The sequence below is a fragment of the Xylophilus sp. GOD-11R genome (assembly GCF_033546935.1).
Taxonomy (GTDB): domain Bacteria; phylum Pseudomonadota; class Gammaproteobacteria; order Burkholderiales; family Burkholderiaceae_C; genus Xylophilus.
In genome coordinates this window covers 2,234,468-2,247,786 of the sequence record NZ_CP137854.1, presented here as the reverse complement: position 1 = coordinate 2,247,786, position 13,319 = coordinate 2,234,468, and the positions used below count along the sequence as shown (strand labels likewise).

Below are 13,319 nucleotides of genomic sequence, written 5' to 3'. Positions count from 1 at the left end.
CCGCCTTGGCCGCGGCCATGCTTGCTCAGGCCCAATCGTTCGACGGGCCGCAGCACATCGCCCGCTTCGAAGCGATGGAAGGCAGCGTGCAGTTCCAATCGGCTGCCGACAACCAGATGCGGCTCGCCGACCCGCAATGGCCGCTGGCCGCCGGCGACCGGGTGCAAACCGCCGCCGGCAGCCGCGCCGAACTCAACACCGGTGGCGCCACGTTGCGTATCGGCGAGTCCAGCGACATGGGCATCACCGCCCTCGACGAACGCACCACGCAGCTGCGCCTGACCGCCGGCACCATCGGCGTCACCGTGCGCGAGTTGCCCTCGGGCGAGCGATTCGAGCTCGACACACCCAACCTCGCCGTGGTGCTCGACCGCCCCGGACGCTGGCGGGTCGATGTCGATCCAGGCCGCAACACCACTCGTATCACCGCCGAATTCGGCGCCGGCACCCTGTATGGCGCCAATGGTCAGGCGCTGGCTTTCGCCGCCCCGCAATCCCGGGAATTCAGCCAGCAGGCGCTGGCAGGCTCCGCACCGCTCGCCTTGCGCCAGGGCGACGGCTTCGACCGGTGGTCGGACGAGCGCGAGCGCATCCTCACCCAATCGCCCTCCGTGCGTTACGCCTCCGCCGACATCCCCGGCGTCGCGCAACTCGATGCCTACGGCGACTGGACGAACGACCCGCGCTACGGCGCGATCTGGTACCCGCGCAGCGTCGGCAGCGACTGGGCGCCCTACCGCGACGGCCGCTGGGAATGGATTCCGCCGTGGGGCTGGACCTGGGTCGACCAATCACCCTGGGGTTTCGCGCCTTTCCATTACGGCCGCTGGGAGCAGGCCGGCAATCGCTGGGGCTGGATTCCCGGCCCGCCGCGACGCCGGCCGGGCTATGCACCGTCCCTGCCCTTCGCCGGAGCCCGGCCACATCGGCCGGATGGCTATCCACCAGGCAGCAGGCCGCCCGATATCCGCCCCATGGCGCCGCAACGCATCGGCGCGCCGATCGAACCGCTGGCCGACCAGGTACGCCGCGACCAGTGGGAACGCAACCAGCGGGTGCGCCAGGATCAGCATCAGGCCGACATGCTGCGTCAGCAGCAGATGCGCGAGGCCCAGCAGCGCTTCCAGCCCAGCTTCGGTCAGCGGCAGTTGGACGATCAGCGCCGGCAGATCGAGCAGCAGCAACAACAGCTGATGTTCCAGCAGCAACGCCAGCAACAGGACCTGATGCGGCAACAGCAGAACCAGCAGCAGCAAAGCCAGCAACAGCAGCGGCAGCAGCAGTTCCAGCTCGACCAGCAGCGTCAGCAGCAACAGTTCAATCACCAACAGCAGCAGCAACAGATGCTGATCCGCCAGGGCGTGCAACAACGATCGGAGACCATGCGCAGCTTTCCGGCATCCGGCGGTAACTCACCGGGCGGGAATGGCGGAGGCGGTGGGGGCGGCGGCTCCAACATGCGCCGCGCGCCACCCTGACGCCCGCGCGCCGCCGGCGGTGCGTCGTCGGCCGGGCCGGTCAGCTGCCGGCGACCTTCATCCGGTTGATCAGCACCGAGCCCACCGTTTTGGCGCCGTAGTTGTAGGCGTCGGCACCGACGGCCTGAATGCCCATCAGCATGGTCTTCAGGTTGCCGGCGATGGTGATCTCTTGCACCGGGAACGCGATCTCGCCGTTCTCCACCCAGAAGCCGCTCGCGCCGCGCGAATAGTCGCCGGTGACGTAGTTGACGCCCTGCCCCATCAGCTCGATGACGAACAGCCCGGTGCCGAGCTTTTTCAGCATGGCGTCGAGGTCGTCGCCCGGCCGGGTGAGCCGCGAGGTCATCACCAGGTTGTGCGATCCGCCGGCATTGCCGGTGGTCTTCATGCCCAGCTTGCGGGCCGAATAGGTGCTGAGAAAGTAGCCCTCGCAGCGACCGCCGTCGACCACGCGGCGCGCCTTGGTCTGCACGCCTTCCTCGTCGAAGGGCGAGCTGCCCTTGCCCTTGCGCAGGAACGGGTCTTCCTCGATGTCGATGTGCTTGGGAAACACCGGCTTGCCCAGCGAATCCAGCAAAAAGGTGCTCTTGCGGTAGAGCGCGCCACCGCTGACCGCCTGGGTGAAGCCACCAAGCAGGCCGGCAGCCAGCGGCGATTCGAACAGCACCGGGCATTCGGTCGTCGCAATCTTGCGGGCCTTCAGCCGAGACAGCGCACGGGCTGCCGCGTAACGGCCGACCGCTTCGGGGCTGGAGAGTTCGGCGGCGTCACGCATCGAGCTGTACCAGGCATCGCGCTGCATGTTGTTGCCGCGGCCGGCGATCGGCGCAACCGAAACCGAGTGCCGCGAACTGGCATAGCCGCCGCGAAAGCCACGCGTGTGCGCCGAAAAGAAGTGCGACTGCTGTGCCGAAACGCCGGCGCCTTCGCTGTTGGTGATGCGCTTGTCGGTGGACAGGGCCGCATGCTCGCAGGCGCGGGCGATCTCAGCGGCTTTTTCGCTGTCGATGGCCCAGGGGTGGAACAGGTCGAGATCGGGCTGTTCACGCACGATGTCGGCTTCGTCCGGCAGGCCGGCCACCGGGTCTTCGGCGGTGAAGCGTGCGATGTCATAGGCGGCCTGCACCGTCTGGGCGATGGCCGCGTCGGAGAAATCGGAGGTGCTGGCGTTGCCGCGCCGCTGGCCGATGTAGACGGTGACGCCGAGCGACTTGTCGCGGTTGCGTTCCACCGTTTCGAGCTCCCCGCGCCGCACGCTGACGCTCAGGCCGCAGCCTTCGGACGCCTCGGCGCCCGCGTCGGTCGCGCCGACCTTGCGGGCATGCGCCAGCGCCTTGTCGACGATGTCTTCGAAGAAACCGCGGCTATAGCTGAAACCATCGGTGCCGCCGCCGGGCGTGGCCGGTGCGGCCGGTTGGGAGATCTTATGTTTCATGTCGAGGGCTATGATACTTGCCGCTCCCGACCGTACGCTCGCCGCACGTTTTTGCGCGTGCCGCCCGGCGGCCGCGCTCCGAATTTCTCCCTCAAGACCATGTCACGCAAACCCAAGAAAGGCTACTTCGTGCGCGGCCAGTTCGTCGCCGAAGGCAGCGAACTCGACCTCGAGATGAAGGCCGAACTCAAGGGCACCGCCGATGCCACCCGCACCGATCTGAAGCGCGAAAGCACCGAGCTGCAGAAGCTCGGCGAAGACCTGCTCACCCTGCGCAACGAAGTTCGCCTGGCGTTGGCGCTGCCCGAGAAGCTCGAGGACGCGCTGGCCGATGCCCGCAAGATCACCAATTTCGAAGGCCGCCGCCGCCAGGGTCAGTTCATCGGCAAGCTGATGCGCAAGCTCGACGAAGAGCAAGTTGCCGCCGTCCGCGCCGCGCTCGATGCCCAGCAGCGCGGCTCGGCCGCGGAAGCCGCTGCCCTGCACGAGGCCGAAGCCTGGCGCGTCGCGCTGATCGACAGCGACGAGTCTGTACAGGACTGGATCTCGCGTTTTCCGCAGACCGACATCCAGCAGCTGCGCGCCCTGGTGCGCCAGGCACGCAAGGACGCGGTGCCCGAAAAGCCGGGCGCCGCGCCCCGCCATGGCCGCGCCTACCGCGAAATCTTCCAGCTGGTGCGCGCCACGCTGCTGGGCGATACCCCGGACGACGCGCCGGCCGAGGACGACGAGGACGATCGCGATGACTGATCGAGTCCGCATCGGCATCGTCTCGATCAGCGACCGGGCCTCCACCGGCGTCTACGAGGACAAGGGCCTGCCCGCGTTGCGCGATTGGCTGCAGCGGGCGCTGGTCAACCCGATCGAGTTCGCCCCGCGCCTGATCCCTGACGACCAGCAGACCATCAGCGACGCCCTGATCGAGCTGGTGGACGCCGGCTGCTCGCTGGTGCTGACCACCGGTGGCACCGGCCCGGCGCCGCGTGACGTGACACCCGAGGCCACGCTGGCGGTGGCCGACAAGGTGCTGCCCGGCTTCGGCGAGCAGATGCGGCAGATCGGCCTGGTGTTCGTGCCCACCGCCATCCTCTCGCGGCAGGTGGGCGTGGTGCGTGGCAAGAGCCTGATCCTGAATCTGCCCGGCCAGCCCAAGGCGATCGCCGAAACCCTGGAAGGGCTGAAGCACCCCGACGGCACGCAGCGCGTGTCTGGCATCTTCGCGGCGGTGCCCTACTGCATAGACCTGATCGGCGGCCCTTACCTGGAAACCGACGAATCGGTCTGCAAGGCCTTCCGGCCGAAGTCGGCGATTCGGCCCGCCTGAGCGGCCCGCCGGCTACTTGCCGATCAGCTCGTTGAGCCGGTCGGCCTCGAAGTTCTCGGTGCGGGCGGCTTCGGCCGGCACGCAGCACGGGCCTTCGGCGCGGCGGTCCGACAGCTCCTGGATCGCGTTCCAGAGCAGCGCGATCTGGTGCTCCTGCGAGCCCGCGTTGTCGATCAGGCCGCGCAAGGCCTGGGCCAGCGGATCGTCCTGCTCGGTGATGCCGTAGGCTGAAAAACCCAGCTTGGCCGCCGTGGCCTCGCGCCGCCCTTGCGCATCGGCCTGGATGATGCGCGCCGGAATGCCCACCGCAGTCGCCCCGGCCGGCACCGGCTTGATGACCACCGCATTGCTGCCGATGCGCGCGCCGTCGCCCACGGTGAAGCCGCCGAGCACCTTGGCGCCCGCGCTCACCACCACGTCGCGGCCCAGCGTGGGATGGCGCTTGGAGCCCTTGTAGAGCGAGGTGCCGCCGAGCGTGACGCCCTGGTAGATGGTGCAGCCGTCCCCGATCTCCGCCGTCTCGCCGACGACCACGCCCATGGCGTGATCGAAGAAGACGCGCTCGCCGATCCTGGCGCCCGGATGGATCTCGATGCCGGTGAACCAGCGCGTGAAATGCGAGATGAAACGCCCGAGCCACCGCAGGCCGTGGTTCCAGCACCAGTGCGCCGGCCGATGCAGCACCACCGCGTGCAAGCCCGGATAACAGGTCAGCACTTCCCAGCGGCTGCGCGCGGCGGGGTCGCGCTCGAGAATGCACTGGATATCGGAGCGGAGGCGGTCGAACATCGTCGGAAAACTCATGACCTGAGACGAAAACAGTCTATCGGTTCGCCTCGCCGGCCGTGGGCCGGGGCGGCGCGGCCGGGGTCGGCATCGGGGCCTTTGCCGCGATCATCGACTTGGCGATGCCGCGCAGGATGTGGATCTCTTCCTGCGTCGGCTGTGCCCGGTGGAACATCTGCTGCAGTCGCGGCATGAGTTTCTTGGGCGCGGCGGGATCGAGAAAACCGATGTCGACCAGCGCCCGCTCCCAGTGATCGAGCATGCCGGCGAGCTCGCGCGCATCGGCCCGCCGAGCTTCACGTTCCACGGCCGGTGCCGCGTCGGCAAAACCGCCGAGCGCCTGGCGCCACTCGTAGGCGATGACCTGCACCGCCGCGCCGAGGTTGAGCGAGCCAAAGCCTGGATCGGTGGGGATCGTCAGTGCCACATTGCAGCGGTAGACATCTTCGTTGCGCATGCCGAAGCGCTCGCTGCCGAACAAAAACGCCACGCCCTCCTCGCCTGCGGCGGCGGCACCTTGCGCCAGCGGCTGCAGGTGCTCGCGCGGCGAGCGCGTGGGCGGGCCGAAGTCGCGGCCGATCATGGCGGTGGCACAGAGGTGCGTCATGCCCTCGAGCGCCTCGTCGAGTGTTTCCACGACGCGCGCATGGGCCAGCACGTCCAGCGCCCCGCTGGCGCGCTGGATGGTTTCCTCGCGCCGCAGCACGTTGGCCCAGCGCGGCGCCACCAGCACCAGGTCCGAAAAGCCCATGGTCTTCATGGCGCGCGCGGTGGCGCCGACGTTGCCGGCATGGCTGGTGTTGATCAGGATGAAGCGGGTAAGCATGGAAGCAGCGGGCGGCCGGCTAAAATCCCTGCATTGTCGCCGCCCGCATCGCCGGGCGGGCCCCGCTTCCCGGTCCGCTTGCGGCCGTATCCGCGCCACTTTCTTTCTCACATGTCGTCGAACCTGCATCCCATGCTCAACGTGGCCATCAAGGCCGCACGCGCCGCTGGCGCCATCATCAACCGCGCGGCGCTCGACGTCGAATCCGTGCGCGTCTCGCAAAAGCAGGTCAACGACTTCGTGACCGAGGTGGACCACGCCGCCGAAGCCATCATCATCGAGACGCTGCTCACCGCGTATCCCGGCCACGGCATCCTGGCCGAGGAAACCGGTTCGCAGCACGGCGCGCAGGATTCGGAGTTCATCTGGATCATCGATCCGCTCGACGGCACCACCAACTTCATCCACGGCTTCCCGGTCTACTGCGTGAGCATCGCGCTGGCGGTACGCGGCAAGGTCGAGCAGGCCGTCGTGTACGACCCCACCCGCAACGACCTGTTCACGGCCACCAAGGGCCGTGGCGCCTACCTCAACGAGCGCCGCATCCGCGTCTCCAAGCGCACCCGCCTCGAAGAGTCGCTGGTGTCCACCGGCTTCCCCTTCCGTCCGGGCGACAACCTGCGCCGCTACCTCAAGATCATGGGCGAGGTCATGGAACGCACCGCCGGCGTTCGCCGCCCGGGCGCCGCCGCACTCGACCTAGCCTATGTGGCCGCGGGCTTCACCGACGGCTTCTTCGAAACCGGCCTGTCGCCCTGGGACGTGGCCGCCGGCTCGCTGCTGGTGACCGAGGCCGGCGGCCTGGTCGGCAACTTCACTGGCGAGGCCGATTTCATCGACCAGAAGGAATGCCTGGCGGGCAATCCGCGCGTGTATGCGCAGCTCGTCGGCCTGATCGGCAAATATTCCAAGTTCGCAGGCGTCGACGACAAGCGCCTGGCCGGTGAGCCCGCCCCCGTGGCGGACAGCGCGCCGGCCGAGGGCCAGACCCCGTCCGGCGACGAAGCCGCCCCTGCGCCCGTGCGTCGCCCGCTGCGGGTACGCAAGCCGACCGGGGAAGTCTGACCCTCGCCGGTCGTGGTGAGCCGGACCGAATCGATCCAGACGGCGCTGCTGCGCCGCGCTGAATCGTGGAGCGTGTGGCGCAGCGTGCGCCGCACGGTCTGGCGGCTGATGTTCTCGGTACTCGGCCCGCACGTCACCAACGGGCTGTCGGTGGCCACCGGCCTGGTCGGCACCGCGCTCATCCTCTATGCGATCGGCGGGCTCACCGCAGCGGCCACGGCCGGCGTCGGCATCCTGATCGCCACCATGGCCGACCTGCCGGCCCAAAAGCACCACAAGCTCCAGCAGATGCTGCCTGGCCCGGCGCTGGGCGTACCGCTGTTTCTGGCCATGCAGCTGTCGCACCAGTCGGTGCAGCAGCAGGCGATGGTGCTGATCTGCGGATCCTTCGTCTCGTTCCTGGCCATGGCCTGGGGCAAGCGCGGCGGCCCGGTCAGCGCCGGCATGATGTTCTCGATGGTGTTCGCGCTGGCCGAGCATCCGCCGGCCGGCTTCATTGAGGCCTTGCACCGCACCGGCTGGTTTGCGCTCGGCGCGGGCATCTACCTGGTCTACGGCGTGGTGGCCAACGGGCTGCTCAACAGCCTCTACCGCAACCAGCTGTTGGCCGATGCGCTGAAGGCCTTCGCCGGCATCCTGCGCACCCAGGCCCGCCGCTTCGACGGCCAGGTGCATGCCAGCGGCGTGATGTCGGCCATGCTCACCCAGCAGGCAGCGTTGGCCGACGCGCTGCAGTCGGCACGCGACCTGGTGCTGGAATCGCCCCGCACCGCGCCACGCCAGCGCCGTGCCGCGATCCTGATGGCTCTGCTCGATGCGCGCGACCACCTACTGGCCTGCGACCTCGACATCGACGCCCTCGCCCGCCAGGGCGAAAACGCCACCGTGCAACCCGCCCTGCGCGACACCCTGCTGTTTCGCGCGCGCCAGCTCGAGAAGCTCGCTACCGCCCTGCTGCTGGGCCGTGGCGCACCGACCAAGCCGGAACCCTATCGGCCGATCCCCGAGCTGAGTGCGCCGCACAACGCGGCTTTGCGCGACGTGATCGGCCGCGTGGCCACCATCGGCGCGGAAGTCGACCGCATGTACGGGCTGGCGCACGGCCAGATCAAGGCCGACATCGCCGCCGTGCGCGAAACCTGGCAGCTATTCATCAGCTCGACGACCTGGAGCTGGCTGCCGCTGCGTTCGCTGTCGGGCTGGTACGCGCCCACGCTGCGTTATGCGCTGCGCGGTTCGCTGGCGATCGCCATCGGCTACGCGGTGTCGCGCCACCTGCCCTGGGCGGCGCACAGCTACTGGATATTGGCGACCATCGTCGTCGTGCTGCGCGCCAACCTGGCGCAGACGCTGGAACGCCGCAACGCCCGGATCGCCGGCACCATCTTCGGCTGCGTGCTCGTCATGGTGATCCTCGCTACGCATCCGGAACCCGAAATAGTGCTGGCAGCCATCGCGCTGTCGGCGGCCGTGGCACACGCCTTCGTGCTGCGGCGCTACTTCATCACCTCGGTCGCCGCCACGCTGCTCGGCCTGATGCAGGCGCACCTGCTCGCTGCCGACGTGCATCCGGTGTTCGCTGCGGCCGAACGCGTGGCCGACACCGTGATCGGCGCGCTCATCGCCTGGGGCTGCAGTTATGTGTTGCCGGTCTGGGAGAAAAGCTCGGTGCCGCAGCTGGTCAAACGCGCGCTGTCGGCACAGGCGCGCCACGCGCAGCTGGCGTTGACGCTGGGCGACACCAACACCCCCGACCTGCAATGGCGCCTGGCCCGACGCGAGGCCTACGACAGCCTGTCGGCGCTGGTGCAGGCCACCGCGCGCAGCCGATCCGAGCCGCGCGCGGTGCAGCCGGCACTCGAACCTCTGGAAACACTGCAAGCGCTGAGCTATCACATGCTGGCGCATCTGACAGCAGTGAAATCCCTGCTGCTCCTGCGACGAGGACAGCTGGACATGGCCAGTGCCGAACCGGCTTTGGCCGCCGCCGCTTCGACCATCGTGCGCGCCCTCACCGGCGGCGAACCGGCGGCGCCGAAGCGCAGCAAGGCAGCGGCGGCCGATCCGTCCCAGGTCCGGCCGCCCGACATGCTGGCGTCCGACCTCACGCCTTGGCTGCTGGAGCGCCTGGGTCTGTCGCAGGGGCTCGCTGCCCAGATGCGCGCCGAAGCCGATCGCAGCCTCGGCGCCTGACCGTCGCTCGTGGCGCCCGACAGGGAGCCTGTCTCTTTCGCCGCCATCCCATCAGGAGGAAAAACGCATGCCCGATTTGTCGGACCTGACACCCTGGATCGCCACCGCCGTCGCCGCTGTCATCGCGGTGGTGGTCGCCCTGCTCTTGCACCGCGTCGCCGCGATGGTGCTGTTGCGCGCCACCGGCCATGCACCGGTAGTCAACGCCATCGTCCGCGCCATCCAGCGCCCGACCCGATTGCTGCTGCCGGTGCTGGCCCTGCAGGTCGTCTGGCAGGCAGCGCGCGACGACATGGATTTCATCCTGAACATCCGGCACCTCAACGGCCTCGTGTTGATCGCCACCGTGACGTGGCTGGCCATCAGCGCCATCAACGGATTGGCAGCCGGCATCATCGCCCAGCACCCCGCCGACGTAGACGACAACCTGCAGGCGCGTCGCATCCATACCCAGGCGCGCGTACTGTCGCGCAGCGCCATCGTCATCGTGCTGCTAGCCGGTGCCGCCATGATGCTCATGACGTTTCCCGGCGCCAAGCAGGTCGGGGCCAGCCTGCTGGCTTCGGCCGGCGTGATCGGCATCGTTGCCGGCCTGGCCGCCAAACCCGTCTTCAGCAACCTCATCGCCGGGCTGCAGATCGCGCTGGCGCAGCCGATCCGGATCGACGACGTGCTCATCGTGCAGGGCGAGTGGGGCCGCGTCGATGAAATCACCGGGTCTTACGTGGTGCTGAAGATCTGGGACGACCGGCGCTTGATCATTCCGCTTCAGTGGTTCATCGAAAACCCGTTCCAGAACTGGACACGCACCGGCTCGCAGCTGCTCGGTTCGGTCTTCCTCAATGTCGACTTTCGCATGCCGGTCGCGCCGCTGCGCGCCGCACTCGAAAAGATGATGCCGAACTATCCCGAATGGGACCGCCGTTTTTTCAATCTTCAAGTGACCGACGTGACCGAGAAGACGATGCAGCTGCGGATTCTCTGCACGGCACAAAACTCCAGCAAGGCCTTCGACCTGCGCTGCAAGGTACGTGAAGACATGATCGCCTTCATGCAGAAGGAGTACCCGCAATATCTGCCGACCATGCGGTTTCTCAACGAAAAAGACGTGGCGTCCGGCGCGGTGCAGACGCCGCCGGAACCACAGGTCATGCCCCGGCAGGATCGCTCGGACGCCGGCATCGCCGCCACGCCCAGCGCACCCGATCACTGAAGCGCGGGCGGCGTGCGGGCGCCGCCCAGGAACCCTCAGTTCTTGTGCAGTTCGGCGTTCAGCGCGCCCCAGGCTTCGGTTCGGCCGATGGCCTGGATCGCGCCGGTCTGCGAGTTACGCCGGAACAGCAGGCCGGCCTTGCCCGACAGCGTCAATGCCTTCACCACCGAGCCGTCCGGCATGGTGACGCGGGTACCGCCGGTGACATAGCAGCCGGCCTCGACCACGCAGTCGTCTCCCAGCGAGATGCCGATGCCGGAGTTGGCGCCCAGCAGGCAGCGCTTGCCCACCGAAATCACTTGCGTGCCACCGCCCGACAGCGTGCCCATGATGGAAGCGCCGCCGCCGATGTCGCTGTGGTCGTCCACCACCACGCCCGCGCTGATGCGGCCTTCGACCATCGACGCCCCCAGCGTGCCGGCGTTGAAGTTGCAGAAACCTTCGTGCATGACCGTGGTGCCGGCCGACAGGTAAGCGCCCAGGCGCACCCGGTCGGCGTCGGCGATACGCACGCCCGCAGGCACCACGTAGTCGGTCATGCGGGGAAACTTGTCGACGCTGTGCACCGACAAGGCCACACGCTGCGCGCGCGCGCGGCCGCGAACCTGTTCCAGGCCCTCGATGGCGCATGGGCCGATGGAAGTCCAGGCCACGTTGGCGAGCTTGCCGAAGATGCCCGCCAGGTTCTGCTGGTGCGGCAGCACCAGGCGATGGCTCAGCAGATGCAGGCGCAGGTAGGCGTCATGGGCATCGACCGGCGGCTCGGCGAGCGAGGCGACCGTGGTACGCACCGCCACCACTTCCACGGCGCGCAGCGCGTCCTTGCCGATCGCCTGGGCCGCATCGCCCAGGGCCTGGGCGGCGTCCTCGGCGGACAGCCGGGTGCTGCCCGACGCACCGGCAGCGTCGGTCAGCGAAGGCTGCGGGAACCAGGTGTCGAGCACCGTGCCGTCTGCAGCGAGGGTGGCCAGGCCCACGGCAGAGGCGCCGCGGGTGATGAACGGGGATTGAGTCGTCATGAGAGGCGAGAAGGGAGTAGCCCGGCACGATGGTGCCCGGCAGAAAGAAGAACCACCGATTATCGGCCGACGGCACCCTTCGCCGGCGATGTCCGCTTTTCGCTTTCCGGGAAACACCTGCGCAATCGGGGTGAAAACATGGTCGGATGTCCAATTTTCCGAACCTGCACCGGCCAACGCACAAACTTGCCCGCCACCCGGTCGCCAGCCCGCTTCCCCATGCGGTCCCACTTTGGCCTATAACGCTTGGCAGCCGGCGTGGCCTGGGCAGCATGGCTGGCGGCTGGCACCCAGAGCGCCGGGCCATCGAGTTGGTCACGTGTTTCGTCCACCGGTGAGCGCCGCACGCCAAAACCCGGCCGGCTCCGTCAGCTTTGCCCGGCGGATGATGTTCGAGCCTTCGCTGTATAGCCGGCATCGTGGCGAAGTGCAGCGATGGCGGCTCAAGGGCATGACATGCGGAATCACGATTTGGTATCCCTACACCGACAGGGAATTCGCCGACAAGCTGCGGGGCCCCATCCCGCGACACGCCTTGCATCACCGATCTGTCGAACCCGGGCGCGGACGGCATCGCGGCCGGCGATGTGCGATCTGTCGGCTGGTAACCACGCGATTCGCCGCTGATCTCCCCAGCATTCGGCCGTGTCCTACAGCCGAAATAGTTTCGAAAAGTTTAAAACGTTCTATAACGCAGTCACCCCGCCCATTGCCATGCCTGACCTCGAAATCCCGCGCGTTGCGCACAAATCCTGGCATCCGAATCCGCTGCGTGAAAAGGACGAGACGCTCGCGGTGCTCGATATCTGGGGCGACTTCACCAGCCGGCGGCCTCGCCCGCCACGCTATGGACGCTGGATCGTCGGCATCGTGGTCGCCGGACTTTGCGCTTGGGCGGCCTCGACTTCGTTTCCCCTGGCCCTGCATTACGTCTCCGGCGGCTGACCGTCATACGAACCAGGCGGCGCTGCGCGGCGGCTGACCACGACGTGTCCGCCTGCGCGCATACGAATTCGGCGGCCAGGTCGAAGCGTTTTTCTCCGACATCACCCGACGTAATCGCCCGCGGACAATTTCCATCCACGCAGGCTTTGTGACGGAAGGCAAAGGGATGGACAAGGATTTGATGCTGATCGCCGCGCCGCTGGCTGCCGAGCTGGCGCGCGCCAAGATCGCAACCGGCATCGAGCCGACCGATCCAATCATGTTGCGAAACTGTTTTCTCGCCGCCTACCGGGCAGCCGACGCTGCCGGCCATGTGATCGAGGCCGATCGCGCCAAACGCAGCCTTCCGCCATCGCCACTCATTTCGGCTACGCCGACGATTCTGCCGATCGACGTGAACTGAGCAGCGCAAAAGCTGCGGGGTGGGCCGTGACTCAGCCCTTGTAGAGCCGCTCCTTGGCACGCGCGAATTCGTCGTCGTTCAGCACACCGTCGGCCCTGAGTTTTGCCAGAACAGCCGCTTCATCGTCGATGGCACGCCTGCCAGAACGCTGGCCGGGCGCCGGTTTGGCGGTTGTCTCCCAACCGTAGGACACCTCGAACGGCACCTCTGGTTTGGGGGCGCGCAGGGCCCATACCAGGGCAACGATCCAACCGACGATCGTCCAGCCCAGCAGCAAATCCACCAAGCCGATCGATACGGCTTTGGCATGGTCGCGCGATACCGCTTCATAAATCGGCAGCAGGTAAAGGAGCACTGCGAATACATAAGCCATGACGGCCGCGAACTTTTCCATCCCGTTCGGGCCTTCTGCGCCAGGATGCGCAGCAATTTGAAAACTGAATGCAGCCAGAACCACCAGGACGATGATGCGAACAAAAACCATATTCCTCTCCTTCTGTTAGTTCTGCTACACATCATATGGTAGCCAAATCAATCATCCCCGGGGAGCGCAGAAGTCAAGGGCTGAACGGCAGCGAGTTCATCCGCGTCGTTGGTGCCCAGGGCAGGCATACGATGCACTTTGAATT

Annotated in this window: 13 protein-coding genes; 8 read left to right on the top strand and 5 right to left on the bottom strand. The window is 67.4% G+C overall.

Features of this window, described 5'->3' with window-relative positions:
- Nucleotides 1–17 precede the first annotated feature (17 nt).
- Nucleotides 18–1,478: a DUF6600 domain-containing protein gene (locus R9X41_RS10580; RefSeq protein ID WP_318634829.1), complete on the top strand. Its 1,461-nt coding sequence runs from the start codon at nucleotides 18–20 to the stop codon at nucleotides 1,476–1,478.
- A 40-nt stretch (nucleotides 1,479–1,518) separates the two neighbouring features.
- Here the strand turns inward: R9X41_RS10580 and pmbA are convergent, their stop codons facing one another.
- Nucleotides 1,519–2,916, bottom strand: a complete 1,398-nt coding sequence (pmbA, locus tag R9X41_RS10575) for a metalloprotease PmbA (RefSeq protein ID WP_318634828.1) — start codon at nucleotides 2,914–2,916, stop codon at nucleotides 1,519–1,521.
- Between the two features lie 99 nt (nucleotides 2,917–3,015).
- Here pmbA and yjgA point away from each other — a divergent pair, with 99 nt between their 5' ends.
- Nucleotides 3,016–3,666, top strand: coding sequence for a ribosome biogenesis factor YjgA (yjgA, locus tag R9X41_RS10570; protein ID WP_318634827.1), 651 nt, complete (start codon nucleotides 3,016–3,018; stop codon nucleotides 3,664–3,666).
- Nucleotides 3,659–4,240 (top strand): molybdopterin adenylyltransferase, encoded by a 582-nt coding sequence (gene mog / locus R9X41_RS10565; protein WP_318634826.1) that lies wholly within the window; start codon nucleotides 3,659–3,661, stop codon nucleotides 4,238–4,240. Before yjgA ends, mog begins: the two co-directional genes overlap by 8 nt.
- A 12-nt stretch (nucleotides 4,241–4,252) precedes the next feature.
- On the opposite strand, the gene cysE is transcribed toward mog, so the two are convergent.
- Both cysE and R9X41_RS10555 read right to left on the bottom strand, forming a co-directional pair.
- On the bottom strand, nucleotides 4,253–5,029 hold the full coding sequence (gene cysE, locus R9X41_RS10560; protein WP_318634825.1) for a serine O-acetyltransferase: 777 nt from the start codon (nucleotides 5,027–5,029) through the stop codon (nucleotides 4,253–4,255).
- 34 nt (nucleotides 5,030–5,063) lie between these two features.
- The gene (locus tag R9X41_RS10555) at nucleotides 5,064–5,852 is read right to left on the bottom strand and encodes an RNA methyltransferase (RefSeq protein ID WP_318634824.1); all 789 of its coding nucleotides are present in this window, start codon (nucleotides 5,850–5,852) and stop codon (nucleotides 5,064–5,066) included.
- A gap of 111 nt (nucleotides 5,853–5,963) precedes the next feature.
- Here R9X41_RS10555 and R9X41_RS10550 point away from each other — a divergent pair, with 111 nt between their 5' ends.
- The 3 genes from R9X41_RS10550 (at nucleotide 5,964) to R9X41_RS10540 (ending at nucleotide 10,323) form a co-directional block, all read left to right on the top strand.
- Nucleotides 5,964–6,917 carry an inositol monophosphatase family protein gene (locus R9X41_RS10550; protein WP_318634823.1) on the top strand — a complete coding sequence of 318 codons (954 nt, stop codon included), beginning with the start codon at nucleotides 5,964–5,966 and terminating at the stop codon, nucleotides 6,915–6,917.
- A gap of 15 nt (nucleotides 6,918–6,932) precedes the next feature.
- On the top strand, nucleotides 6,933–9,110 hold the full coding sequence (locus tag R9X41_RS10545) for an FUSC family protein (RefSeq protein WP_318634822.1): 2,178 nt from the start codon (nucleotides 6,933–6,935) through the stop codon (nucleotides 9,108–9,110).
- Nucleotides 9,111–9,177: 67 nt separating this feature from the next.
- Nucleotides 9,178–10,323, top strand: a complete 1,146-nt coding sequence (locus R9X41_RS10540; RefSeq protein WP_318634821.1) for a mechanosensitive ion channel family protein — start codon at nucleotides 9,178–9,180, stop codon at nucleotides 10,321–10,323.
- Nucleotides 10,324–10,358: 35 nt separating this feature from the next.
- Here R9X41_RS10540 and dapD read toward each other — a convergent pair whose 3' ends face one another.
- Nucleotides 10,359–11,342, bottom strand: coding sequence for a 2,3,4,5-tetrahydropyridine-2,6-dicarboxylate N-succinyltransferase (gene dapD / locus R9X41_RS10535; RefSeq protein WP_318634820.1), 984 nt, complete (start codon nucleotides 11,340–11,342; stop codon nucleotides 10,359–10,361).
- A 645-nt stretch (nucleotides 11,343–11,987) separates the two neighbouring features.
- Between dapD and R9X41_RS10530 the strand changes: the two genes are divergently transcribed.
- Both R9X41_RS10530 and R9X41_RS10525 read left to right on the top strand, forming a co-directional pair.
- Nucleotides 11,988–12,287, top strand: coding sequence for a hypothetical protein (locus R9X41_RS10530; protein WP_318634819.1), 300 nt, complete (start codon nucleotides 11,988–11,990; stop codon nucleotides 12,285–12,287).
- A 148-nt stretch (nucleotides 12,288–12,435) separates the two neighbouring features.
- A complete protein-coding gene (locus R9X41_RS10525) occupies nucleotides 12,436–12,690 on the top strand; it encodes a hypothetical protein (protein ID WP_318634818.1) in 255 nt (84 codons plus the stop codon).
- Between the two features lie 31 nt (nucleotides 12,691–12,721).
- Here the strand turns inward: R9X41_RS10525 and R9X41_RS10520 are convergent, their stop codons facing one another.
- The gene (locus R9X41_RS10520; protein WP_318634817.1) at nucleotides 12,722–13,174 is read right to left on the bottom strand and encodes a superinfection immunity protein; all 453 of its coding nucleotides are present in this window, start codon (nucleotides 13,172–13,174) and stop codon (nucleotides 12,722–12,724) included.
- Nucleotides 13,175–13,319: the final 145 nt, after the last annotated feature.

Bases quoted from the DNA above. Each gene is read 5' to 3' on its own strand.
- R9X41_RS10550 (WP_318634823.1), top strand. From the start codon at position 5,964: ATGTCGTCGAACCTGCATCCCATGCTCAACGTGGCCATCAAGGCCGCA.
- cysE (WP_318634825.1), bottom strand. From the start codon at position 5,029: ATGTTCGACCGCCTCCGCTCCGATATCCAGTGCATTCTCGAGCGCGAC.
- R9X41_RS10540 (WP_318634821.1), top strand. From the start codon at position 9,178: ATGCCCGATTTGTCGGACCTGACACCCTGGATCGCCACCGCCGTCGCC.
- dapD (WP_318634820.1), bottom strand. From the start codon at position 11,342: ATGACGACTCAATCCCCGTTCATCACCCGCGGCGCCTCTGCCGTGGGC.
- mog (WP_318634826.1), top strand. From the start codon at position 3,659: ATGACTGATCGAGTCCGCATCGGCATCGTCTCGATCAGCGACCGGGCC.
- R9X41_RS10520 (WP_318634817.1), bottom strand. From the start codon at position 13,174: ATGGTTTTTGTTCGCATCATCGTCCTGGTGGTTCTGGCTGCATTCAGT.
- pmbA (WP_318634828.1), bottom strand. From the start codon at position 2,916: ATGAAACATAAGATCTCCCAACCGGCCGCACCGGCCACGCCCGGCGGC.
- R9X41_RS10580 (WP_318634829.1), top strand. From the start codon at position 18: ATGCTTGCTCAGGCCCAATCGTTCGACGGGCCGCAGCACATCGCCCGC.
- yjgA (WP_318634827.1), top strand. From the start codon at position 3,016: ATGTCACGCAAACCCAAGAAAGGCTACTTCGTGCGCGGCCAGTTCGTC.
- R9X41_RS10555 (WP_318634824.1), bottom strand. From the start codon at position 5,852: ATGCTTACCCGCTTCATCCTGATCAACACCAGCCATGCCGGCAACGTC.